This is a genomic window from Labilibaculum sp. DW002, from assembly GCF_029029525.1.
GTDB lineage: Bacteria > Bacteroidota > Bacteroidia > Bacteroidales > Marinifilaceae > Paralabilibaculum > Paralabilibaculum antarcticum.
Window position 1 is genome coordinate 1594938 of sequence record NZ_JAKJSC010000001.1, and the last position, 23883, is coordinate 1618820.

Consider the following 23883-nt stretch of genomic DNA (forward strand, 5'->3'; position numbering starts at 1 on the left):
TTCGCGTAAATTAGTTTACTATTATTCAAAATAATTCAACACTTGGTATCCAGCACCTTTTAAGAATGCATCCTTTTTAAACAAGACAATATCTGCATCTACCATGTCTTTTACCAAAGCAGGTAAATCATATTCTGGCTCCCATCCCAATACAGTTTTCGCTTTGGTAGGATCACCAATTAGCAATTCTACTTCGGTAGGACGGAAATATTGAGGATCAACCTCTAGTAGACATTCACCAATTCGCTTGCTAATCTTTTCCAGGTATTCCAATCCTACTTTTTCAATAAACATAGCTGTATCGATAGAAGCCAAATAAGCTTTCTCCTCTACTCCTTCGCCACGAAACTCAACCGTAATACCACATTCGGCAAAGGCAAACTTCACAAAATCGCGTACTGTTGTTGTAATTCCTGTTGCAATTACGTAATCATCGGCTTTTTCTTGCTGCAATACCAGGTGCATCGCGCGGATGTAATCTTTGGCATGACCCCAATCTCTTTTTGCCGACAGGTTCCCCAAAAACAATTGCTCTTGCATGCCCATAGCAATACGAGCTGCAGCACGTGTAATTTTACGAGTTACGAAAGTTTCTCCTCGATAAGGCGACTCGTGATTGAATAAAATACCGTTCGATGCATGCATGTTGTAAGCTTCTCGATAGTTTACCGTAATCCAGTAAGCATACATTTTGGCAACTGCGTAGGGCGAGCGAGGATAAAATGGTGTCGTTTCCTTTTGTGGTACTTCCTGCACCAAACCATACAACTCCGATGTTGATGCCTGATAAATACGGGTTTTTTCACTCAAGCCCAAAAAGCGTACTGCCTCTAAAATTCTCAAGGTTCCCAATCCATCAGCATTGGCTGTGTACTCTGGCGTATCAAAACTAACTGCCACATGACTCATGGCCGCCAAATTGTATATTTCATCGGGTTGTACCTCCTGAATTATACGAGTAATGTTCATACTATCGGTTAAATCGCCATAGTGCAAGATAAAATTGCGATTCTCAACATGTGGGTCCTGATACAAATGATCAATACGATCGGTATTAAACAAAGAAGTTCTGCGTTTAATTCCGTGTACGATATAACCCATCTTCAGTAAATACTCGGATAAATAGGCTCCGTCCTGTCCGGTAACTCCGGTAATTAAGGCAACTTTTTGTGTCATTTTATATTGTTTTTTTGATTCTATTATTTGTCTTTGCGATCCCATCCCTCTGCCAGCTTTGCTGGTCCCGTCCTCGAAAGCTTTCGGGATCTCCCCTAAAAAAGGGAGAATACTTAAAATTAGAGGTGTCTGACTTCCAGCTTGCTGGTCCCGATTCATCGGGATTCGACTTTTGGACTGTTAGACCTTTAGACTGTTAAAACCCTCCAGCTCTGCTGGCTAAACCTTCTGCAATTTCCTTCTTAGCGATAAATTAATCGGCTTGTTCTCCAGAAACACTCTTTGCGGAACCATTCGCGGAAGCAAGTATTGCGGTATTTTCCGACCAATTTTACAGCCCAGTGTAAACCAAGCCGGAAAACCATACAAACGCATGATTTTTAAATCTTCCGATGATTTTTTCTTTTGCAAGCTTGCTGTAGTACTCTTACCACCCAGGCGCATTTTTACCACATAAGCATCTAAAAAATGAGTTCTTACATCTGGATTAATGAACCAACGCAGCGAAATTTCATAATCGCTGGCAATGGAATAATCCTGATTGTACAAACCTAAGTTTTGGAAAACTTCCTTTTTTGCATAAATGGTAGTGTGCAAAGGAATCCAACCAAAAGGCAGGTAACGTTTCTTAAAAGGCTTGGCGCCATAAATTCTTTTTACCTGGCTGATATCATGCTGATCTACATACAAACCATTGGCATAAACCAAATCCGATTGCGAGTACTCAAATGCTTCCACCACCTTGGCAATGGTATCCTTCTCAAAAAACAAATCATCCGAATGAAGTATCCCAATTACATCTCCCGTAGCTTTTTGTATGCCTTTGTTTAAGGCATCGTACAAACCCTTGTCTTTTTCCGACTGATAATGGGCCAAAGAATTTCGATAACCCTCAATTACTGCCTGAGTGCCATCGGTAGAACCTCCATCCATTACAATGTGCTCAATATTTGGGTAAGTTTGAGCCAATACAGACTCAATACAATCGGCAATACAAGCCTGATTGTTATACACAATGGTGATAACAGATACTTTCATAGAACAATATTTTGTTTTCAAAGAACTTTTAAGGCGTAAGGATTCATGCATTCCTTTTACTAGAATGCTTGTTATTTTATTATTTTATGGATTCATTTTTTTTTAGAATAATAAATTGCTCATATATAGCCTTCATCACGCAAAATCGAAAACCTACCATGCCATCTAAAAATCCTAGTTTAATGACATACATATATATAAACTTAAAAAAGGGACGTAAAGGTAGTTTATAACTAATCGCTTTTAACACACGTCGTTTCTCATGTGATTTTCCATTTATGAGCTTCAGAAAAGGCACATTATTCAAACTTATATTTTCCTCATTACTACACTCATCACTGGCATATTTTAAATGTTTCACAAACCATTGATTGATCCCTTTGCTCATAAAATAATGCACATAAGGTTCTTTCAATTTTCCCATACCTTTCATTAGATCACATTCACGTTGGCCATGACCATATTGTTCAAACCGCGCATCCTTCAACTTATGAAAACGCATCTGATATACCGTACCAGCCGAGTATTTCAACCAAGTTGCCCAAAGCATTTCTTTTGCAGGGACTAAAAAAGCTCCATATTTATAATCCAAAATGGTCTTATTGCACTCTTGTCTTAAAGCCTCTGTAAAATGTTCGTCTGCATCCAAATGAAAAACCCATTCATATTTAAAGGCAACAGTCTCATTTGCAAAATTACGTTGTTGTGCAAAGTCAATAAATTTATTTTGAAAAACTCGCGCTCCATGTTTTTCAGCTATATCAATAGTTTTATCCTTACTATAGCTATCAATAACTACGATGTCATCACACCATCCTATAGATTTTAAACAACTCGGAATGTTATCTTCTTCATTGTAAGTTAAAATGACAATACTGAATCTACTATTCATAACTTCTTTTTTTTATCAATTTGGCAGGATTTCCACCAACTATATCCCAAGCATCAACATTCTTAAAAACTGCAGAACGAGCACCTACAACGGCACCTGATCCAATAATTACACCTGGACCAATAAAAGCGTCTGCGGCAATCCATACCTGATCTTCTATTGTTATGGGCTTAGGAAGCAAAGGGAAATTCAAAGTATTATAATCATGAGAGGAGGCACACAAATAAGATTTTTGTGATACAATTGAATGTTTTCCAATTTTTATATGGCCTTGATTGTAACAATCAACTTGCGGCCCTAAACAGGCATATTCACCCATTTCTAAATTCCATGGAGCCCATATCTTAGCACTAGCGTAGATATTTGCTTTAGAATTGACTTTTGCACCAAATAAACGAAGCAATAAAATTCGCCAAGTGCGAAATAGCCCCAAGTTAAAAGGACGAAATAAGATCCAATAACAAATATTCCAAGCTAATCGTCCTATTTTATTGGCAAGACTAAAGCTGTGATCGTATTGTGATAAATCAACATTTGATTCGCTCATATGGTTTGATAAAAAAAGTTTTAGATTTTATTATTTACGATTGAAGTATAAAATTCTTTCATATTCTTAGCCACAGCTTTAATGTCGTACTTCTCTGCCACCAATTGCTTACCACATAAGCCCATTTTATTTAGTTCTTCAGGACTCTTAGTAATAGCCTCCTGTAAAGCTTGTGCCAAATTCTTTACTGACAAATCGATCCACCAGCCACATTTATTGCTTTCCAATTCTTGCCATGGCGTACCATGCGTGGTAATTACAGGAACACCCATTACCAAAGCTTCAGCTACAACAATCCCAAAATTCTCACTGTAGGTAGGTAGAACAAAAACATCCGCACTTTTTAAAAAGGACCATTTTGAATCTCCATACTGAGCACCAACCAATTGAACATTAGGAATATTTTCAGATTTAATTTTTTCCTTTAATTCTGAAATGTAGTCAGCATCCCCTTCGCCTGCAATCTCCAAAACCCACTCCATTACATTTAAAATTTTCCATGCTTCTAACAAAAGTTCAATCCCTTTTTTCTCATGAATTCGAGACAAAAAAACCATTTTTTTTGTTCCGTAATCAATTTTAGGTTCTGGAACTGTTGACAAGTCAATACCATTGGGAATTATGGTGATGGGATTGGTGAAACCAAGCTGACAAACACTTTCTGTTTCCGCTTCGCATGTGGCATGAATGGCAAGAGCCTTTTTTAAATCTCGCCTTTGATACAAAAACATTCCTAACTTTTTTTTCCAAGGATTGTGCTGCATAATCCAAGGCTCTAACATTCCTCGCGGTGTTATGACGTAAGGAATGCCTTTGAACCTAGAAATCCTTGCCATGACATGTATGTACGGATCCCAAACATGTTGCAAATGAATTAAATCAACCTCTTTATTAGAAAGTTTCAATCCAAACAAAAGCAATTGCTTCATCGATCGAAAAGTAAGCTTAAAAAAAGAATTGGTATTTACCTCTACAGGATTTTCACTCCCTCTGGCAACTAATTCTATTTGAATTTCCGAATTCGAAAGCTGCTGACAAGTTTGTGGAACACTACGAGATGGCCCTCCTGCACCTTTATCTAGAGAACCAACAATATGAATTACTTTCATTAAATTATAGATTTGTAGACATTCTTATATTCCTCTGCAATTTTGCTGACTGCATATCGTTCCACATTTTTTTGCCCTAAGGCAATTTTGCTATTTCGGGAATCATTATTCTTGATAACGCTTAAAAACCCTTCTCGAATAGAATTAACATCAAGAGGTTTTACATATTCCACTGCATCACCTGAAACTTCGATTAAAGGTTCTATTTGGGAAGTAACAACTACTCGCCCTGTTTTTTGACCTTCTATAATTGGCATCCCAAATCCCTCATATTCGGAAGGAAAGGAGACAATATCACAATTCACATATTCTTCTTTTATTTCTAGATCCGAAATATTGAAAATAGTAGAGTACTCTATACCACTTTTCTTCAACGCAAAATTCTGCTCGACTGACAATTTTCCAACAATCCGAAGATGGCAAGGAATATCTATTAAGGCTTCAACAACTCGTAATAAATTTTTATTCCACCCAGTTCCAATATGAAGAATCACAGGTTTTTCTTTATTGAATTCTTTGGGTAAATATTTAAACATCGGATCAATAGGGTTTTCTATTACAAAAAGTTTATCCGTTTTAATGTGAGCTAAAATGTTGTTTTTGGTTTGATTTGAAATGCAAACCACTTTATTGGCTAATTTGATAGGCAAATAGAGCCAGAACAACCATTTGTAAAATCTCTTAATCGGATTTTTCACATTGTCTAAAAAAACCAAATCGTGAATCGTGAGCACAATCTTACAACCAAACAAACCCAATACCACATCGTGTATGTGACCAGTAATGTGATTGATCCCTGCTTTATTCCGATGCTTGAAGGTAAACCATGAATTTTTCACAAGATCCCAAGGCATCGAGCCTTCCGAAGGCATAAATACCTCATGCATCTTTTCGTTCTGGCGCATTTCATCGGTTATGGTTTTAAATACTTTACCAATGGAAAAACCCACCTTGGGATTGCGATAAAAAAAGGTGATCATTAGTTCTAATATATAAGGGATAAGATGTAAAAACTATATTTTGCCTACTCTTTTAGAAATGCGATTTCTTATCAATTTTGGTTTGTGCTTCAGGCTTGCCAAAATAAGACCTCCAATTAGGGTACTAAAGCCCAAAGCTGTGGGTTGCGCCCATTGCCCCTGCAGTATGATTATAAAACCAAAACTTAACAACAACCAAGGAAGACCATTGCCACGGTTTAATTCTGCAAAAGAGGCAATTGTCAATTTTAAAACGAAAAACAAACGAGTCAGAATCACAAACATTCCTAGAATAATTCCCATTTCTCCAATCAACCTCCCCCATTCTCCTTCCGAAATCAAAAATGTTCTATCTCCAGTTAATAACATACTGCCAACATTGGTACCCATACCAATACCATAACCCGAAACGGGCAGTTCGCCTGAATTAGCAATTGCCCCAAGCATTCCTCCCAGAAACCGATCAAGCAAAACTCCTTTCACTCCCCCTTCATTTTCATTAGCTGAAGTGAAACGATCCGTGAACACCTCCACTCCTTTCTGAAATACTGGAATGTATTGCAAGACAAGAATCAAAAGAAACAAACCAAATATAACTAATAAAGCCTGCTTGAAATACTCTGGTTTCCTAACGATAATAAAAAATGCAAATCCTATACTGAGCAAAACCCCGAAAAGCAAACTCCTGCTGATTGATAAAGGAATAGATACCAAAAGTGCAGTTGCAGCCATCAATAAAACAAATCGATTAATTCTTTTCGAATTCAGCCAAAAAAAAATAACAAAGGGTGCAAGAAGTCCCCAGAACATTGAATTTCCATTAGTAAAAGAAAATGTTCCTGGTGGTCGAAAGTAACCCATTGCGCCGGAAAAACCAGCTCCCGAAAGATCGCCCCCCACACCTCGGTTTACCCAAGCCGCTTGAGGGCTCAAGAACTGGAGACCTATTAATATCAACATAGGAATTGCGATGTAGAGACATATTTTTCCCATTTTAATCACATCATCTCGGGAAAACACTTTACCAATCACAAACATCAAGGGAAAATGAAAGAGCAAAATACGCACACCAAAAATGGCTACAAACAAATTTCGATGCCCAAAAAGCATGGCTATTACAAATGCCACACCAGCGCAAATCCACATTATTAAAATATAGAAATTCAACTTAAACAACCCTTTTTCCCAGGCTTTCAGCAACATCCAAACAGCCAAAGGATCACGCACAATTAACAAAGGAGTTGCTAAACCTGGTAAAAACCACTTACGTAAAGCTCCTTCAAAAATCAATAAAAAAAAATACAACCAGATCCCTTTTTTTAAAGAGCTTAGCTGAGCACTCTTCTTTTGCTCAATTAGTGAATAAAAAAACGTGATCGTATTTTTAAAATCTAAATTTGAATCTATATTCATTCTGATATTTTATGCTCTAAACTAAGGATTGTTTCAGTTAGCTCCTGTCCATATACTTTCCATGGCCTACTCTTAGCAGTCATTAAAGCAGCTTCACCAACCTGTTTTATATATGGTCTATTTTGTAAAATTTCTTCTATTTGATTTTGGAGGGCTTCCGATGAACCAGCCTCTACGATCCATCCATTTTTCCCATGGCTTATAAGGTCTGGACCGCATGTACGATCTGTTGTAATTACAGGTGTTCCTTGCGACATAGCTTCGGTAACCACCAAACCAAATCCTTCAAAAAGAGAAGGGAAAACCAAAATATCCTTTGTTCTCATTAATGCCAGAACTTCTTGATGAGTAAGGCTAGGAATCCATCTATGTTTTAATAAATTATCATTCAAAGCTGTGCAATTGTCAACAGGTTTTTTACCAACTAGGGTCAAATCAATTTGCGTTCCAAGATTTTCAGCAACTTCAAACAAATTTGCGATTCCTTTGCGTTGTGATAATCCTCCAACAAACAGGACCTTTAAAGGTCCTGTTAAATTTGAATATTCTCTTTTTTTAATGGGCTTTGGAAACCCATAAGGAATAACAGAAACAGGAGGTAATTCTCCAGGATAATCGTTTAGTGTTTGAGCTGTAAAACTACTAGCCACAAAAATGTGTGTTGCCAACTCTAACTCTTTATCCTTTCGCGCAAGTTTTTCATCAGAATCTAAAAAACCAGTTAATGTAGCTGCCCATTCCGGTCTTTGTTCTTTTTCCTCTAACAATAATTTACGGGCACTTCTCCAATAACCAATTGGTAAATCGTACAAACAATCCAAACCTAATTTTGTAGCTTCCTGAAAAGTGGCTGCAGCGCCATCTTCATAAGCATAGACTCCCGTACTGCCCTGTTTCATGGCTTGCTCCAAACTAGAAGCAATTTTTTCGTCTAAGCTTTTATACACCTGATCGACACAAAACATACCTTTTTCGTGCTTTATCAGTTTTTTAAAACCAAACTTCGAAACCAACAATCGTCCAATTTCTCTCCAAGGATGTGTATAAGTTACCCCCTTAAGAAGTGAGTTAAATTCTCTTTTATGAAGTTCCGCCATTGGTTTTACAAACCCTATTTTATAAAGAACAGTTCCAGAAAAAACTGCTATAGCAGTATAAAATCGATACAAAAGACCAGCTTTTGCACAAGCTTGAACAGCTGCTCTCGAATTAGCATTTCCTGTTGGATGAGATAATATTATTTTCATTTGGTAATTTTATTAGCCCTTCAACCAGGCATTATTCGCTGCTAAAAATTCGCAGGGATTGTAATCTAATTCTTCACATCTCGATTTTGATATAGGAAGTGCAGGATTCCCTACTACGATTTGGCCAGATAGTATATCTTTACTAACAACTGCGCCAGCACCTACAACAGCACCTTTACCTATATGCACCCCAGGAAGAATGATGGCATTTGTGGCGATCCAAACATAATCATCAATTATTACCTCTTTCTTTATATGCTTCCAAAGAGGATCTTTGATATCGTGCGATGCAGTTAATATCTGCACTCCATCATTAATACAAACATTCGCACCTATACTTAAATGATCATGTAAAGCTATAGTAGCTTTGCCAACAAAGGTAAATGCGTCAATTTTTAAATACCTATTTTTCCCTTCAATAGTTACCTCTCCTATTTCTGCAGTCTCATGAATAAAAGCTCCTTTTCCTGTAAGTTTCTGTCGACGATAATTACGCTTAACAAGTCCTGGCAATAATATTAATCGCTTAGCCCAAGCTTTATAGAATAAAATAGAATAAATTGAATTTTTAGCACGTGATTGCCAGAGGTATGTAAAACTTGCCATATTAACTATATCTTAATTAAAGAATTAGATAATTGCTGAGATATTTCAGCCAATGAATTCAATACACTTTCCTGTTCCTCTCTAGCAAGTGTTTTTTCTAATTTGCCTTTTTTATAATAAGGAATATAATTAAGTGTTTTTTCTGCATTCTTCACTTCCCAATTACGTGAAACGCATATTATAGGTAGTTTGTGTTCCTGCATAGCAGCAGCGGTTCCACTCTTCTCTATCAATAATAGGGGGGTTGAACTGATCCCCCAATCTGCCATACTTAGTACATCAGATATCTTCTCAATACTTTGTTCTCCTAAAACCTCCGTCTTAAGACCTGCATTTTCACAGGCAGTACACCAATTTTCAAGTTCGGTTCCACAACGGCCAATAAATTGAAAATGGATCGTTTTATTGTTATTTTGGCCATAAACAGCCAATTCTTTTACAAAAGGTACAATGGGTGCTCCTGGGTGAATAGATCCAAAAAGAAGAAATGTCAGTTGCTCATTTATACTTGATTTTTTCTCTTTTTGAATAATTACTGGAATATTTCCAAATAAGGGTAAGTAATTCGCCTTATATCCAAGCCTCGACAATTGAGCTTGATAAAGCCTTGTTTGGGTATGTATTTTCACAGGTTTAACAATAGCAATTATATTATGAATGATGATTTTTTGTACCTCTCCCCAAACCTTATATTTAAAGGGTGATTCTGAATCCATTCCTACCCATAACTCATGAAACATGATCTGCCATTTACGACCAATTCCTATTTTTTTCAATTTGGAAGCTAACCCAAAGGGTAATCCTTTTTTCTGAAATGAAAATGGCACGTATTGCAAACTCAACCATTCTGGGTCAAACTGGTCAATCCAAGTTTTAGCCTTAGTAAATCTACTATTTGCAGCCAGCTGTGTCGAAATGCGTAAAACAGGAATGGAAATACCTTCAGACTCTTGCTCCTCTTCTAATATTTTAGGAACATTTTTATCGTATAAAGCAAGCAATGCGCTTTGATGACCTTGACGTATTAATTCTCCAGCTAATCGCCTTGAATAATCACCCACACCATCACGCCCTGGCTCCAAAGAACCACAAAGAAATATTATCTTCATTAGGCTTTTATATTAGAATTAAATGTGTTAGCACTTTGAAATTGTTCTCTTTTTAAATCATTAATACGCTGATCAATTATTCTCCAATCAAAAGATGTATTACGTTTCAAAAAACATTTATGGAGTTTTTCCTTAGAAACCTCATGAATAGATAAACCTGCTTCACTTAACCCAAGGCTTTCTAGAAAATCAACATGCTTTAAGTCGTAGTTTATTGATATAAAAGGACACGCCGCTAACGCAGCCATTATGTTAAAATGAAGCCTTTCCCCTAAAGCAAAAGTACAATCTTCAAAGTGACTCAATGCTTCTTCATAATTATTAGGAATATCTAGAACAATAACTTGGTTTCTATCTTTTACCAAATCAATACTTAATTCTAAATCTATATAATGAAATGGTAAAAATTTAATTAGATAACCTTCTTCAGTCTTTTCAGCAATAAAATTTAAAATCTCGTTTCTACTTTCTAAAAGATTAGAATCCTTTGTATGCGTGCCAAAATTTATAATTATACTTTTTTTTAAGTGGTTCTCCCTTTTCTCTACCCTTTTATTATGTAAACTAAATGCAGCATCACCAACAATAGGTAATTCAAGTCCAATTTTACGCATATTTTTTTGAGATAACGGGCCCCTTACCCCCCCTACTTCATTTGTTGCTAAAATAGATTTCCAAAAAAAATCATCAACAATATTTTTATCAGCTCCAGTCCCATGAATAAAAACTGATTTTCCTTCCTCAATCAACCTCAAATAATATTTTTTATTACCCCCAAATTTTCTAAACAAAGTTCCTCCACCTACAATAATACCTGATATTCTATTACTAAAAAATAAACAATAGAATTTTAATAAGATTGGCATATGTTTTTGCAGAGGGATCAGTTTATTTGGATAACAAACAGATTTTGTAGCCTCATAGACTAGCTCATCACCAAAATTACCATCCCCTAAAAAACCATAGTAAGCAAATAATTTATGTTTATTAAAAAGCACATTCAACAATGACGGGAAATGTCCCATTGTATAGGCTCTTCTATAATAATTCTTAGCTTTCTTTATCAAATTGAACATTCTTAATATAATTGAAAAAATAAATTATTCTAATCAAATAAATGACGAGTGTAGTGTATAAACTAAATAAAATTACCCCATACACCTCTCCCAATGGAACAAAAAAAGCTGTGATTAACTGAACTCCAATTGCTGATATAATAAATAGTAATGCTGGGATTACAATACCTCTCGAGGACAATATTTTATTTATGGCGCTACTTGTAAATGCCATACACCCACTTATCATCATTAAAACAAACTCTTTACTCAGGTTAGCGTAATCGGGTCCTAAGATCCAAAGTAATTGATCTTTTAAAACAATAAATATTAGTCCAAATACTATACATATAAAAAAAAGAAATAGGTTTATTTTAAGAAAGCTATTTATAATCTTTTTTTTATTATTAGGCATGCGTGCAAACCGTGGAACAAAAAGAGTATCTATCAAAACGCCTAGTAGTACAAAAAGCATTAAAAATCGACCTAGAGCACCAAGTTGAGCAATGGCGGCAGTATCTCCAAATATGGAGATCAACCAAATAGTAATCTGACCAGACAAACAATAATAAATAGCACTTGGTAAAATTCGTTTTACGATGGCTAATATTTCCTTACGAATTACTGGGTCCGGTTTTGTTGCGCTAATTACAAAGGGTGCTGTAATTTTTTTTAGTTGTATATTTCCATAAATGCGCGGTAATCCACTTGCCAACAAGGCAACAAAAGTAAATGGAAAAATAAAAATGGTTAATCCTGTTAGCGCCAAGCGGCCCACTCCCACCTCAACTTGGTTTCTTTGCAGTGGTCCAATATTTTGATGCAATTTCGGCACAATTTGCAGTAAGGAATCAGACAGTGCTGCAAAAAATGCAGGAATTAAAGAAATAACAATTAATGTAGCGGTTAACCAGGAAGCTCCGTGATCTAGTAATAAGTATAGCAAAATAGGAATAGAAACAAGTAAACTAACTATAGCGAATTTTTTTCGCAAGTCTAAACCCGTTGCCAAAACGGCTCCTAACTTTTCTTTATCCTGCCATACTTTTCCCCCTTGTGCCATTACACCAGAAGATATTCCTCCATCAGCCAACACAGTCATGGTTCCCAGCATGGTATTGGCTAAGGTGTAAAGGGCATACTCTTCTACAGGGAGTAGGCGAATAACTAAAATTCCACTTATAAAACCAACCGCTTGCACCAATACTTGTGCTAGACCCGTAATACTAATCAGTTTTCCCCAATGTAAAACCTTGGCATATTGAGGATGAGCCTGCATTTTCGCTTTATAGTTTTTCAAATGCACCAATTATTTCCCTTTTCCAATATTATAAACATCAAAGCCAACTGTTGTCAACTCTTCTTTATCTGCAATGTTTCTACCATCGAACACAAAGGCAGGTTTCAACATTTCGCTGTAGACCTTTTGCCAGTCGTAAGTTTTGAACTCGTCCCATTCGGTTAGTATGGCAATGGCGTGTGCGTTTTCCATAGCGGCGTAGGGTGTGCTGTGAATCGTTACTCTTTTTAACAGCTCCTTCGTCGTTTCGCTTTCGGGCAGATTGCCGCGTCGTTCCTCCTCGCAATGACAGATGTCTTTTATGATCTGCTCTTTTGTTACTTTCGGGTCGTAGATGTGTATTTCGGCACGGTCTTGTAATAATTCGTCGGCTACGTATATTGCTGCAGATTCTCTTGTATCGTTGGTATCTTTTTTAAATGCCCAACCCAAAAAGGCAATTTTCTTTCCTGAAACGGTGTTAAATAGTTTGTCAATTATATTTTTTGCAAAGCGGTGTTTTTGGTAATCGTTCATTTTAATTACTTGCTCCCAATAAGCTGCTACTTCTGGCAAATTAAAATGTTGGCACAAGTACACTAAGTTCAAAATATCTTTCTGGAAACAAGAACCTCCAAAACCAACCGAGGCTTTTAAAAACTTAGAACCAATACGGCTATCGGCACCTATTGCTCGTGAAATCTCATCTACATCGGCTCCTGTTTTTTCACAAAGTGCAGAAATTGCATTAATAGATGAAACTCGCTGCGCTAGAAATGCATTAGCGGTTAACTTTGATAATTCGGAAGACCAAACACGGGTTGTTAATATATTTTCTAGTGGCACCCAATTGGCATACACATCAACCAAAGCCTGCATAGCTGCTTTTCCTCTCTCTGTATCTTTACCTCCAATTAAAACGCGGTCTGGCACCTGTAAATCATTAATCGCTGTTCCTTCCGCTAAAAACTCAGGGCTTGAGAGGATGTCAAACTCCACTCCATTTCCCGTAGAATTTAGTATGGTACTTAATGCCTCAGCAGTACGAACCGGTAAAGTCGATTTCTCAACAATAATTTTATCGTCTTTGGCTACTCTAGCAATCTGGCGAGCACATAACTCAATATATTTTAGATCGGCAGCCATTCCTTTTCCAACACCATAAGTTTTGGTTGGGGTGTTTACCGAGATAAAAATCATTTGTGCATCTGCTATGGCTTGATCTACCTCTGTAGAAAAAAACAAGTTGCGGTTTCGTGCTTCAGCAACTACATCGGCCAATCCTGGCTCGTAAATGGGTAGCTTATCCAAATCAGCATCGTTCCAATCGGCAATTCGTTGTTCATTTAAATCCACTACTGTCACCTTAATGTGTGGACATTTCTGGGCAATCATTGCCATGGTTGGTCCGCCTACGTATCCTGCTCCTATACAGCAGATATTAGAGATTTGTTTGTTGTTCATGTTGTTTAATGTGTATCCCGATAGTTATCGGCAGGGCGTAATGTATAATTCTAAAAATTGGTCTTCTACTTTATTGGCTTAGTACTAATTTGCTTCGGCTTGGTACTTCTGAGCTAGCTCTTAATACCAAAAAGGTGCGCTTTGGTACTTATTTGCTTCGGCTTGGTACTTTTGAGCATCGGCTTGGTAGCTTTTTGCTCCGAGTTGGTACTTATTTTCTCCGGTTTGGTACTTCTGAGGTACCCCCCCACCCTGTTAAATAGAAAAGTGTGTTTTTTATTTGCCTAAGTATGTATTCCAGGAGATTGCCACAGTCGCATAGGCTCCTTCGAAATGACAACTGTTTGATTTTTTAACTTTCCTGCTCTACTGGCCCCGTCCTCGAAAGCTTTCGGGATCGGGATTGACTTTTGGACTATTGGACTATTGGACTATTGGACTATTAGACTTTTTAAAACCCAGACAGTGGGTAAATATTAATTTATTTCTATTTTCTTACTTTTTAGAGTTACCGGGAAATCTTTTTTGTAAATCTCCGTAGATCATATCTGTTCCGGGCACGCCAGCTTTTCCAGCTCCCTTCACGTAATTGTAAAATGCAAGTGCACCAATGTAAGCTTCACTTCCTGATAATAGCATGGTATCGTCCAACAGGTCGGCCAATTGTCGAAGTGGTCCGTACACTTGCTTAAGGGTTTGCACAGCTTCCAAATCCTCTTTAAGTTCTTCTACTTCCACATAAGGAGGTACTAAATTTGGATTGGAGATCATGTGTGCATGAGCTTTGCTTACGAAAGCAAAAGTTTTGTCTCCCATTTTAGGAATCTCGCGACGATCCTCTGCCGAAAGATTCTTTAAATGAGGTAATAATTTCTCATTCAATATTTGAATGGCATCCTTAACGGCAACTAAGTCTGCCTCTGGAATTTCTACTGAAACTTGATTTTTAGTAATCATTTTGTTCTTGTTTTTAAGTTAAAACCACTGTCTGAAGTTCTTTTGCGTATTAACAATAATACAGAACTAAAATACAATGATTTAGATTCAACTAAAAACATTTCGTTAACAAAATATTCCTTAAGTGTAAAGTAGAAAACAGATCAACATTCATTTATCTTATGTCATCTGCAAATTCAAACATGTCAATATCTTGAATTCATTGATTAAAATTATGTTATATTTTTTTTGTTTGTTGCTTTTGTGGGCTTAAGCAGAAATAGGATGAATCTTAGTAAATCATAATCATCTGTGTTATCTGCGTCCTAATTATTAATTATTTCTCCTGTCATTGCGAGGAGGTACAGCCTGTCCCGATTATCGGGAACGTGGCAATCTGTCTCAAGTTAGTAGCAATCTAAGAAAAGGATTAATCTTAGTAAATCATAATCATCTGTGTTATCTGCGTCCTAATTCATCATTAATAATTAATCACTAATAATTAATCACTAATAATTAATCACTAATAATTATTTCTCTTGTCCTCAAGCCGGACTGGCTTTTACTTTTCTCCTTAAATGAGAAAAGTAAACAAAAGAATCAAGTCAGCCTGATCCTTGTCTCCTCTTTGTTGTTACGCATTATCACGCCTCGCGGCAGGCTGACAAATCACGCTCAAATTACATTACTAATTCGTAATTATTTTCAAGCTCTCCGGACTATATTCCGAAATTCCTATTCGAGCGAACTGCGTTTTCAAAGATGTTTTCTCTTCTCCTTTGGAGCCTGTCCCGATATTCGGGAAGAAAGATAGAATGAGGTTATTTCGTAATTTATTTCCCTTTGAACACCCCCCTGTTTCCCCCCTCGATGGGGGATTTGGTCGCTGCTATATTTTTTGTCGTAATTCGTAATTATTGTTCTTGTCTTCTAGCCAGACGGGCATTCAAACTTTTTTCTTGATAAAAAAGTTACAAAAAATCAAGACCTCGACAATCGGTGACCCATTACGGATTAAAAGCTAAACAGAATAATATTCGCTCCGCTCATGGGATTCTGTTTTTAACGCTTTTTTCTCCTATGGGGCCCCACCTGCCTTGTCCATTTCGGGGGTTCGATTCGAGTGAACTGCCTTTTAATTAATAATTTTTAATTCGTAATTAGTAATTAAACATCGGGTCCCGGTCTCCGGACTATATTCCGAAATTCCTATTCGAGCGAACTGCGTTTTCAAAGCTGTGTTCTTTTCTCCTTTAGGAGAAAGATAGAATGAGGTTATTTCGTAATTTTTTCAAGTTCTCCGGACTATATTCCGAAATCCCTATTCGAGTGGACTGCTTTTTCAAAGATGTTTTCTCTTCTCCTTTGGAGCCTGTCCCGATATTCGGGAAGAAGGATAGGATGAGGTATTTCGTAATTTATTTTCCTTTGAACACCCCCCTGTTTTCCCCCTCAATGGGGGAATTGGTCGCTGCAATATTTTGTCGTAAATCGTAATTATTAATTCATAATTAATTTACGTCGGAGTCTAAGCTCTTATCCTTTCACCTTAGTTTTTTTCTCTACGATACTACATTTTCGAAATTCAGCCTATTTGCTTCGGAAGCCAATGCTAAATCTTCACACCAAAAAAAGAGGTACAAACAAGTGTAGCTTTCTATTTCAATCTTAGTGGTAAAGCTTTCTTCTTTTCGGGTGGCAATGCAGGGAATTTCTTCTGCGTGCAAAAGCTCATCCAATCCGAATATTTTTAAGAGGCACGCTTCTTTGGCTTTGTTTCCTTTCGCTTTGTTTTTCCAGCTAAAGCAAAAAGTATTGTCGTCCTTCTTTTCAATTTGAAAGTCTGCTAAGCCATCCAGATTGCCAACTACCAATTTTAGTTTGTCGAAATCGGCATTTCCATCGGCATCGAAAGCCTGGGTGTTGGTTTTGCAAAAAAGATTTTGGCCTGTCATTCCCTGGCGTTTTGCTTCAGGATTCCAGTAAGGGCGAATTAACTCGTTTAGGTTACGACTAACAAAGGTGCTCGCGGCCTTAAACTTTCCCCTCTGACTGGTTTGTTGTTCCGTTTTGGGGTTGTTTACCTTTTTGGGTCTTCTTTTCAGGTAAGGTTTTCCATTTCTGTGCGAAATAATCACCTCATCCATCATGTCCCTCAAAAGGCTTTTACTTAATTTTGTCATAACCTATATAATACGGCAGTTTCAAGCACTATGTGATCCAGTTTATTGCCATTTCTCATCCGAGCTTGAGCCAGTGTTGATCGAGAGTTAGACACAAAAAAAATTAAGCCTAATGGCTTAATTGAAGGATTCCTATTTCGCAGTTTTCTGCTTTTTCTTCTTTGTTTCGCTTTTCTTTATGGCTTTTGTACCTGGCTTTACATCTTCGAATTTAATTTCGGTAAGCACGCAAGTTCCCAAGGACTCAAAACGGATGGCCAAACGATGCTTTCCACGAATTTCTTGAATTTCACCAGAAACTCCTTTTAGTGGGCCAGCAATTACTTCAACCCGATCGCCTGTTGCCATATCGGCGGTCGTTATTTCTATTTTTCTTGCCTCATCGCTTAAAAAGCAACGCAGCGCTTCGATTTGTTTTTCAGGAATTGCGACTGCTTTTCCGCGAATGGTAACGTAACAAACACCATAAAAAGAATTGATTGCTTCGTGGTATTCTTTTGTACTTACACGTACAAAAACATAGGAGTTAAAAAGAGGTGTTTCGACCCATTTTTTTCGATCGCTCCAAACCCGAAGTTTCTTTTGCATGGGCAGGTAACAATCAATGTTTTTTTGGCAAAGTTCATCGTACAATTTTCTTTCCGAACGCGACTTGGTATAGATCGCATACCAAAAGTATTCTCGTATCGGTTTTTGTATTTTTCTCTCTTCGCACATTTACTATCAATCAACAATTCTAATTCCAAATAAGGCTTTGTATCATTCTTAACAATATTCATAGAAAGGATTAGCTATAAAAAGAATTTTCTCAATTCATAAAAACATCACGTCTAGATACAGCTTCGCCCCTTCAGTCCCATTAGTTATAGGACTATTTAACTTCATCCATCCTTTTTACAAGGATCGCTTACAAAGATAAACACTGCATAAAAAATTATACGAAATGCTATTTATTATTGATGGAAAGACCTACGCTATCGATTAAAAACCTTTCCTATGGGTGTCAGCGTACTTTTTTAATAGATATCTGTTTCTGAATATAATTTTTATCCCATTTCACCATAAGTTAGCAATTGAAAAATTTACTTTATTTAACATTATTTTACACTTATCGTACCAAGGCCTAACCAAATACCCATCATATCTATTTTCATCGATTAACTATATCTTGTAAAATAAGTCTTAGATTACTAACATAAAAAGACAATATCAGCAATAAAAGAGTAAGAGATCTCCTATTTATACTATTCAATGAAAACGTCAGTTTTTTACATCCAGAAAAAAAAACAGATCAAAAAGCGCTATCCATTTCACAGCACATATTTATCCATAATTTTAGGAATGCATTCTTAGCTGCTTCCTTTTATGAAAAAATAGAATTCTGAAAAAATAAGGTGGAAATTTGGGCAATAAGGAGTCCTGTAAAATGATTTCTCAAATCTTTTTTACATCACAAAAACCCTTCAAAAGCTTTGACGGCTACATTTTTACCTCAGAAAACAGATAATACATGTTATTTTTACTATCATTAATCAATAATGCTCATTTATAAGTATTATTTTGATTATTTTCGCGAGATCTAGATCTATAAACCTAATCTTAGTTTCTATGAATTGTAAGAACATCATTGTTTTATTCGTTTTTTCTCTATTATGTATATCGCAGGCCAATGCTCAAGCCTTACTAGGAGTGAAAAAAAGTAGTTTTGTGGATAAGAGTGAAAAATCAGTCAATGCCTATTCTAAAATTACAGAGGCGCTGACAATGTATGAGCAAGCACCTAATAGTACAGACAAATGTCTTGCTTTATTATTGCAGGCTTATCAATACAAAAAAACCAATGCCGTACTCAACTACAACATTGGGGTTTGTTACCTCAATAGCGATTCTAAAATAAAGGCAAGCAAATATCTTCTGGAAGCTTACGATTTAAAACCTACGGTAAGTAAAGATATCTGTTATCAAATTGGACGAAGCCACCAATACCAATATGAGTTCCTAAAGGCACTTAAGATGTTTCAAAAGAACATTGAGATTTTAGTCAACTCTAAAAAAGCGAACAAAAACCAAGGCTTAATCGAGATCTGCGAAAAAAGCATCGACGAATGCAAAAGCGGTCTTAATTTACAAGCATTGGATCGCAAGCAAACGGTTTACCCACTCGACAATACCGTTAACTCGAAATACAACGACTTAAATCCTATCGAAAAAGGAAGTACTTTCTATTTTAGCTCGCAAAGAGAAGCCAGTGCAAAAGGAAAACTACTTGAGAAAGTTTATTCTGTATCTACGGATCAAAATCAAGGTGTAAAGAAAGAAAACATTCCTTTCCGTACGTATTCGAATTTAGCCTTGGTAGCCTTTAGTGACGATGAGTATATTTTTTACTCGGGTCTTAATGGCGGTGGTGATTTTATTCCTGCAGAATATAAAAATGGCAAATGGATTAGCAAAGGAAGCTTACCAACCATCAACTCTGCCTCATCGAGAGAAGCATCGGCATGCATTGCTGGTGATGAATTTTACTTTGTGAGCGATCGCCAAGGAACTCTTGGAGAATGTGATATTTACTATTGCAGCAAAGAGAAAAATGGAAGATGGTCGAAAGCAAAAAACATAGGCGCTGAAATTAATACGGTATTTGATGAAGCAGATGTATTTGTTACACCTGATGGAAAAGAGATGTACTTTAACTCTAAAGGACACAACAGCATGGGTGGATACGATATTTTCAAATGTGTGCGCTCATCTGATGGAAAATGGAGTAAACCCGTAAATATGGGTATTCCTGTAAACAGTCCTTTTAACGACATTCAATATTTCAAATCGGCAAAAGGTGCTGAATACTTTTCTTCGGAACGAAATGGTGGCGCTGGAGGATTCGATATCTATTCCATCGGGAAAGTTGTTGAAAAGGAAGTAGTGAAAGCGAAACCACAAGCTCCAAAAACAAGTGCGAGCCCAGCAGAGCAAGCGCCTGTTAAAAAAGCAAACAAAGAAATTGTTCCTGAACTGATTTACCGAGTGCAAATTTTAGCTTGTAAAAAGGAAGCTAGTGTTGAGGAATTGTACAAAATATACAATGGAAAAGAAGTGATTGAACAACAATTTCTAGAGGAATGGCACAAGTATGCAATTGGTAAATTCAAGACTTACCGTGAAGCCGAAGCATTTAAAAACACATGTGGCATTGAGGGTGCTTTTATTGTTCTGTTTAAGAATGGAAAACCTTTAAAAGTAAAAAGATAGCAATCAGCTTGTCTTTTCGACACAAAATATAAAATACAAAGCGCCATGGAAAATTCATCCATGGCGCTTTTTTTATGCCCGCAATTTTATGCATATGGTCCCTTGCAAGGCAGGTCATCAAATAACAAAGCAATTCATTTCCCTAAAAAGCTATTTTTGCATTCAAATCACAGCACATGATTTGAAAAAGGCAATTTGTTTATTCGTTTTACCTTCAAAAGCAAGAAGAGAAATACAGCTTAAACCAATATTCCCTGCTAGAGTGCATTCCTTTTTTTTTCGAAAATATTACAAAGAATTCAATTGTACATTCCACAAAAGAAGGAAAGTAAAACATCCATATTCAAAAGAATAGATCATGCAATAAACACAGCCCAAGAGAGTTAAAAACTACTCCCACAAGCTTTTATGCTATTGCAAATACGATGAGAACAAAAAAAAGCGCTTCATTCTTTCGAATGAAGCGCTTTTGGTTTTATTAGAGTAATGTGCCCAGAAAAAGGGCAACCAAATTTTTCTTACTATTTAAATATCAACGAAATACAAAAGCCAATAATTTTTGTTCTCGATTTAGTCTCTCTAAATATTCTATTCCTTCTCTTTGCTATTGTAAAGATAACAACTTCGTAGCACAGATTCAAACGTGAAACTAATATTAGTCAAAAAACACAATAACAATAAATCAATCGTTTAACTATTTGTTTCATTACTCTTTTTACTAATAATAATTGCCAATTCTGCCGCAATATTATTAAGTAAACTTCTTTCTTCCGTAAAAAAGGGGCCCTCGTTCATATCTGGACATTTTTCAGTATAAATAACTTCTACGACTCCACATTTTTCTTTTTCAACAATAATATCAGCTACAAGTTTATGCTCACAACTAGTTATAGGAGTATTTGAATAGTCAATGCCATTTAGTGTAATTCGAGCTTGTGTTATTTCTGGGTATTGCCAAGCAGGTGGTATTAGTTTAATAATCTGATGTATACTATCTTTCAGTGAAATTGAACTTTGTTTAGTAATATTTGACATCTCATACAAGAAAGCTAACTCTTTTACACGTTCCAGTAAAAGTGCTTGTGTATACTGGTTAATAAGAATGGCACTTAAAGTTTGAGCAAATTCTTCGAATAAATTAGTACCTAAACTCGAAAATAACTCTCGCTTAATATTTTTAAGTTGCACAAGCCCAACTCTTTCATTTCCATATAAAAATGGGATAATTAAAAGTGAGCAACTACTCTTTGGCTTCAGAAGATTATTATTTTCAACTAAGCCCAATTTCCTACGATAAGGAATGGAGAAATTATTAAAATCTATGGTCCAAAACGTTCCTTTTTCAGTAAAAAAAGTTGAAGTAGGATCGAAATTATTAGTTAATATTGGTTCCCAAAGAATTGTAGTTTCGTCTTCAGGCAGATGGTGTAATAAGTCATTTAAACTTATGATTTTGTATTCAAAACTATCCTTAGTGCAATGTACAAATTCGAATTGGGATTTATTTTCCCGTTTGTGAAATAAAAGCGTTAGTTCTGAAAACTTTAACGAGTCAATAAGAATATTCGACATTTCGTTCAGAAAAATAGACCTTGGTATCTCACGATTAGCAATTTTTAATATTTCATAAGATAAAGTTGGAAGGATATTTTTCATTTTGATAATTTAAATAAATGCATAGGCTATACTTTTGGCAAAGATATTAAATGGTTGCAATTATTAAAGAACCTTACCTCAATCTTAAATAAAATCGATATCTCCTAGCAATCTCAATAGATTAACATGCCGTTTTTCCTTTCATTAGAACAAATACTGGATAAATCGCTCCATTATGTGCCACCCATTTCGGAGCAAAGTGTGCCACTGATATCGGTTCAAGTTGTGCCAGTATAATACTGGCATAATTTTGAAAGTATATCGGTCGAACTTGTGCCACCAAAAGAATGATTTCTATCTTATTTCTGTATACACTAATCACTACAGAAATATGGCTGCCAAAAGGATAGAAATTATGGACATACGTCAATTACTACTATTAAAGATCAAAGGAGAGAGTAATCGTTCTTGCTCTAAAATTTTAAGTATTCACCGCAATACTATTGATCCCTATATTAGGCTATTAAATGCCTGTGAACTTAGCTATACTGAGCTGTTAGATTTTTCAGATGTCGATTTATTAGAACTATTTCCAATTAGCTCAAACTCTGATACTGATCGTTATCAGATTCTTATTCAATATTTCCCCTATTTCAAAAAAGAGTTGATGCGACCTGGATCAACACGAGAAGTTTTGTGGCGTGAGTATTTACAAAGCATCCTCAATAGAATCAGCAGAGATAGCATTATCTAAGGCAGAAAATAAATGGAAGGATAAATATGCGGTAGCCTTCAAATCCTGGAGAACAAATTGGTATAAGCTATCTGCATTTTATGGCTTCTCTAAAGATATCCGACGAATAATGTACACCACCAATGCTATTGAAGGCATTCATCGCCAAATGAGATCTGTCACAAAAACTAAAGGCGCTTTTACTTCAGAAATGGGTCTGAAAAAATTAATTTACCTTAGAATAAAAGTGATAACAAAAGGCTGGAAAGGAAAACAACCTAACTGGGGACTTGTATTAGCCCAGTTAGAAATAAAATTTGAGAAGAGAATAGCTAGATATGATTGAGTATTTTCAAGATAAAAGCGAAGGTACTCATCTTACCAGAACCTGTCAAGACCAAGACAAGCGATCTGCCGCAGGCGCAACACAGATCGATCTTGACTGAACCTGTTAAGATAACTTAAGGGCTTTTAATAGAAAACACTAAAAAAATTGGTCAGACACAGTTCCATGAATATATCCCGTTTAGACGGATAAATAGGTCGTCTCTGGTTGTGAAAAAGCTCTTATGCCCTTAAAACAGTGGGTTTACAGATAATCATACCCGACCGTAAGCTACTTATAAGACGGATAAATAAAACCAATCAATATTTCATCGGCTCAGATTTCAATTATCAATGAAGGCCTTAAAGTAATCTGATACAGAATATTAATTGAGATAGAAGCCCCAATAGAGCCCAATCCAAAACACTCAACTCATTGACTACCTGCTACTTATAATACTTTAAATGAGTGAATATACCCTTATTTGTCCCCCTTATTAATATTAGTTGATTATAGGATTTAACGGTAAATTGTATGAGTAGATAAGGGGAATTTCACCCAAAACCTCTCACAGAACCGTACGTGATAGTCTCCCATCATACGGCTCTTGTTATACAAATCAATGCTAATTTAACTAGAATATCCAACTTGCCAATGGTAAAATAAATAAGGATACTGTTTCCTTACTCGACCTAACCATTAGTAGGCTTTGGTTAAACTTGTTCTATAGCGTTTATACCGTTTTCTTGCCCATCGCACAATACGTTTTCGTAATAATTGAAAGACTTTTGAGAGTTCATCCTCTAAAACGGCCATAGTAATTAACCCATCATCGAATCATTGGATTCAGATATTGGGCAATTTCCACAATGCTCTTAAAACTTAATCTCTCAACTTTCGATTCATCAATTGTTATTCTGCTCCAAATTTGATTGCTAGTTCCGGG

The 23883-nt window shown here is 36.2% G+C and carries 20 protein-coding genes; 3 read left to right on the forward strand and 17 right to left on the reverse strand.

Features of this window, described 5'->3' with window-relative positions:
• Positions 1 to 21: 21 nt before the first annotated feature.
• From gmd to L3049_RS06055, 16 genes are all read right to left on the reverse strand, one after another.
• Positions 22 to 1176 carry a GDP-mannose 4,6-dehydratase gene (gene gmd / locus L3049_RS05980; protein WP_342753448.1) on the reverse strand — a complete coding sequence of 385 codons (1155 nt, stop codon included), beginning with the start codon at positions 1174 to 1176 and terminating at the stop codon, positions 22 to 24.
• Between the two features lie 219 nt (positions 1177 to 1395).
• The gene (locus tag L3049_RS05985) at positions 1396 to 2214 is read right to left on the reverse strand and encodes a glycosyltransferase family 2 protein (RefSeq protein WP_275108894.1); all 819 of its coding nucleotides are present in this window, start codon (positions 2212 to 2214) and stop codon (positions 1396 to 1398) included.
• Positions 2215 to 2293: 79 nt separating this feature from the next.
• Positions 2294 to 3106 carry a glycosyltransferase family 2 protein gene (locus tag L3049_RS05990; protein WP_275108895.1) on the reverse strand — a complete coding sequence of 271 codons (813 nt, stop codon included), beginning with the start codon at positions 3104 to 3106 and terminating at the stop codon, positions 2294 to 2296.
• On the reverse strand, positions 3099 to 3653 hold the full coding sequence (locus tag L3049_RS05995) for an LbetaH domain-containing protein (RefSeq protein WP_275108896.1): 555 nt from the start codon (positions 3651 to 3653) through the stop codon (positions 3099 to 3101). The genes L3049_RS05990 and L3049_RS05995 overlap by 8 nt, the downstream gene beginning before the upstream one ends.
• 20 nt (positions 3654 to 3673) lie before the next feature.
• Positions 3674 to 4762 (reverse strand): glycosyltransferase, encoded by a 1089-nt coding sequence (locus tag L3049_RS06000; protein ID WP_275108897.1) that lies wholly within the window; start codon positions 4760 to 4762, stop codon positions 3674 to 3676.
• Complete coding sequence (locus L3049_RS06005) at positions 4762 to 5742, reverse strand: glycosyltransferase (protein ID WP_275108898.1); 981 nt, start codon at positions 5740 to 5742, stop codon at positions 4762 to 4764. Before L3049_RS06005 ends, L3049_RS06000 begins: the two co-directional genes overlap by 1 nt.
• Positions 5743 to 5775: 33 nt before the next feature.
• Positions 5776 to 7155 (reverse strand): hypothetical protein, encoded by a 1380-nt coding sequence (locus tag L3049_RS06010; RefSeq protein WP_275108899.1) that lies wholly within the window; start codon positions 7153 to 7155, stop codon positions 5776 to 5778.
• Entirely contained in the window at positions 7152 to 8402 is a 1251-nt protein-coding gene (locus L3049_RS06015; RefSeq protein WP_275108900.1) for a glycosyltransferase family 4 protein, read from the reverse strand. Before L3049_RS06015 ends, L3049_RS06010 begins: the two co-directional genes overlap by 4 nt.
• 12 nt (positions 8403 to 8414) lie before the next feature.
• Positions 8415 to 9008: an acyltransferase gene (locus L3049_RS06020; protein WP_275108901.1), complete on the reverse strand. Its 594-nt coding sequence runs from the start codon at positions 9006 to 9008 to the stop codon at positions 8415 to 8417.
• 5 nt (positions 9009 to 9013) lie between these two features.
• The gene (locus tag L3049_RS06025) at positions 9014 to 10117 is read right to left on the reverse strand and encodes an NADPH-dependent FMN reductase family protein (RefSeq protein WP_275108902.1); all 1104 of its coding nucleotides are present in this window, start codon (positions 10115 to 10117) and stop codon (positions 9014 to 9016) included.
• Entirely contained in the window at positions 10117 to 11184 is a 1068-nt protein-coding gene (locus L3049_RS06030; RefSeq protein WP_275108903.1) for a polysaccharide pyruvyl transferase family protein, read from the reverse strand. The genes L3049_RS06025 and L3049_RS06030 overlap by 1 nt, the downstream gene beginning before the upstream one ends.
• Complete coding sequence (locus L3049_RS06035; protein WP_275108904.1) at positions 11168 to 12472, reverse strand: lipopolysaccharide biosynthesis protein; 1305 nt, start codon at positions 12470 to 12472, stop codon at positions 11168 to 11170. The genes L3049_RS06030 and L3049_RS06035 overlap by 17 nt, the downstream gene beginning before the upstream one ends.
• A gap of 9 nt (positions 12473 to 12481) precedes the next feature.
• Positions 12482 to 13915, reverse strand: coding sequence for a UDP-glucose 6-dehydrogenase (locus L3049_RS06040; protein ID WP_275108905.1), 1434 nt, complete (start codon positions 13913 to 13915; stop codon positions 12482 to 12484).
• A gap of 495 nt (positions 13916 to 14410) precedes the next feature.
• Entirely contained in the window at positions 14411 to 14872 is a 462-nt protein-coding gene (locus L3049_RS06045) for a hypothetical protein (protein WP_275108906.1), read from the reverse strand.
• Between the two features lie 1541 nt (positions 14873 to 16413).
• On the reverse strand, positions 16414 to 17034 hold the full coding sequence (locus L3049_RS06050; protein ID WP_275108907.1) for a DUF6266 family protein: 621 nt from the start codon (positions 17032 to 17034) through the stop codon (positions 16414 to 16416).
• 132 nt (positions 17035 to 17166) lie between these two features.
• Complete coding sequence (locus L3049_RS06055) at positions 17167 to 17751, reverse strand: UpxY family transcription antiterminator (RefSeq protein ID WP_275108908.1); 585 nt, start codon at positions 17749 to 17751, stop codon at positions 17167 to 17169.
• A gap of 891 nt (positions 17752 to 18642) precedes the next feature.
• Between L3049_RS06055 and L3049_RS06060 the strand changes: the two genes are divergently transcribed.
• The gene (locus L3049_RS06060; protein ID WP_275108909.1) at positions 18643 to 20283 is read left to right on the forward strand and encodes a hypothetical protein; all 1641 of its coding nucleotides are present in this window, start codon (positions 18643 to 18645) and stop codon (positions 20281 to 20283) included.
• 690 nt (positions 20284 to 20973) lie between these two features.
• Here L3049_RS06060 and L3049_RS06065 read toward each other — a convergent pair.
• On the reverse strand, positions 20974 to 21939 hold the full coding sequence (locus tag L3049_RS06065) for a hypothetical protein (RefSeq protein WP_275108910.1): 966 nt from the start codon (positions 21937 to 21939) through the stop codon (positions 20974 to 20976).
• A 355-nt stretch (positions 21940 to 22294) separates the two neighbouring features.
• Here L3049_RS06065 and L3049_RS06070 point away from each other — a divergent pair, with 355 nt between their 5' ends.
• Complete coding sequence (locus L3049_RS06070; protein WP_275108911.1) at positions 22295 to 22633, forward strand: hypothetical protein; 339 nt, start codon at positions 22295 to 22297, stop codon at positions 22631 to 22633.
• A complete protein-coding gene (locus L3049_RS06075) occupies positions 22581 to 22958 on the forward strand; it encodes a transposase (RefSeq protein WP_275108912.1) in 378 nt (125 codons plus the stop codon). The genes L3049_RS06070 and L3049_RS06075 overlap by 53 nt, the downstream gene beginning before the upstream one ends.
• The last annotated feature ends 925 nt before the right edge of the window (positions 22959 to 23883 follow it).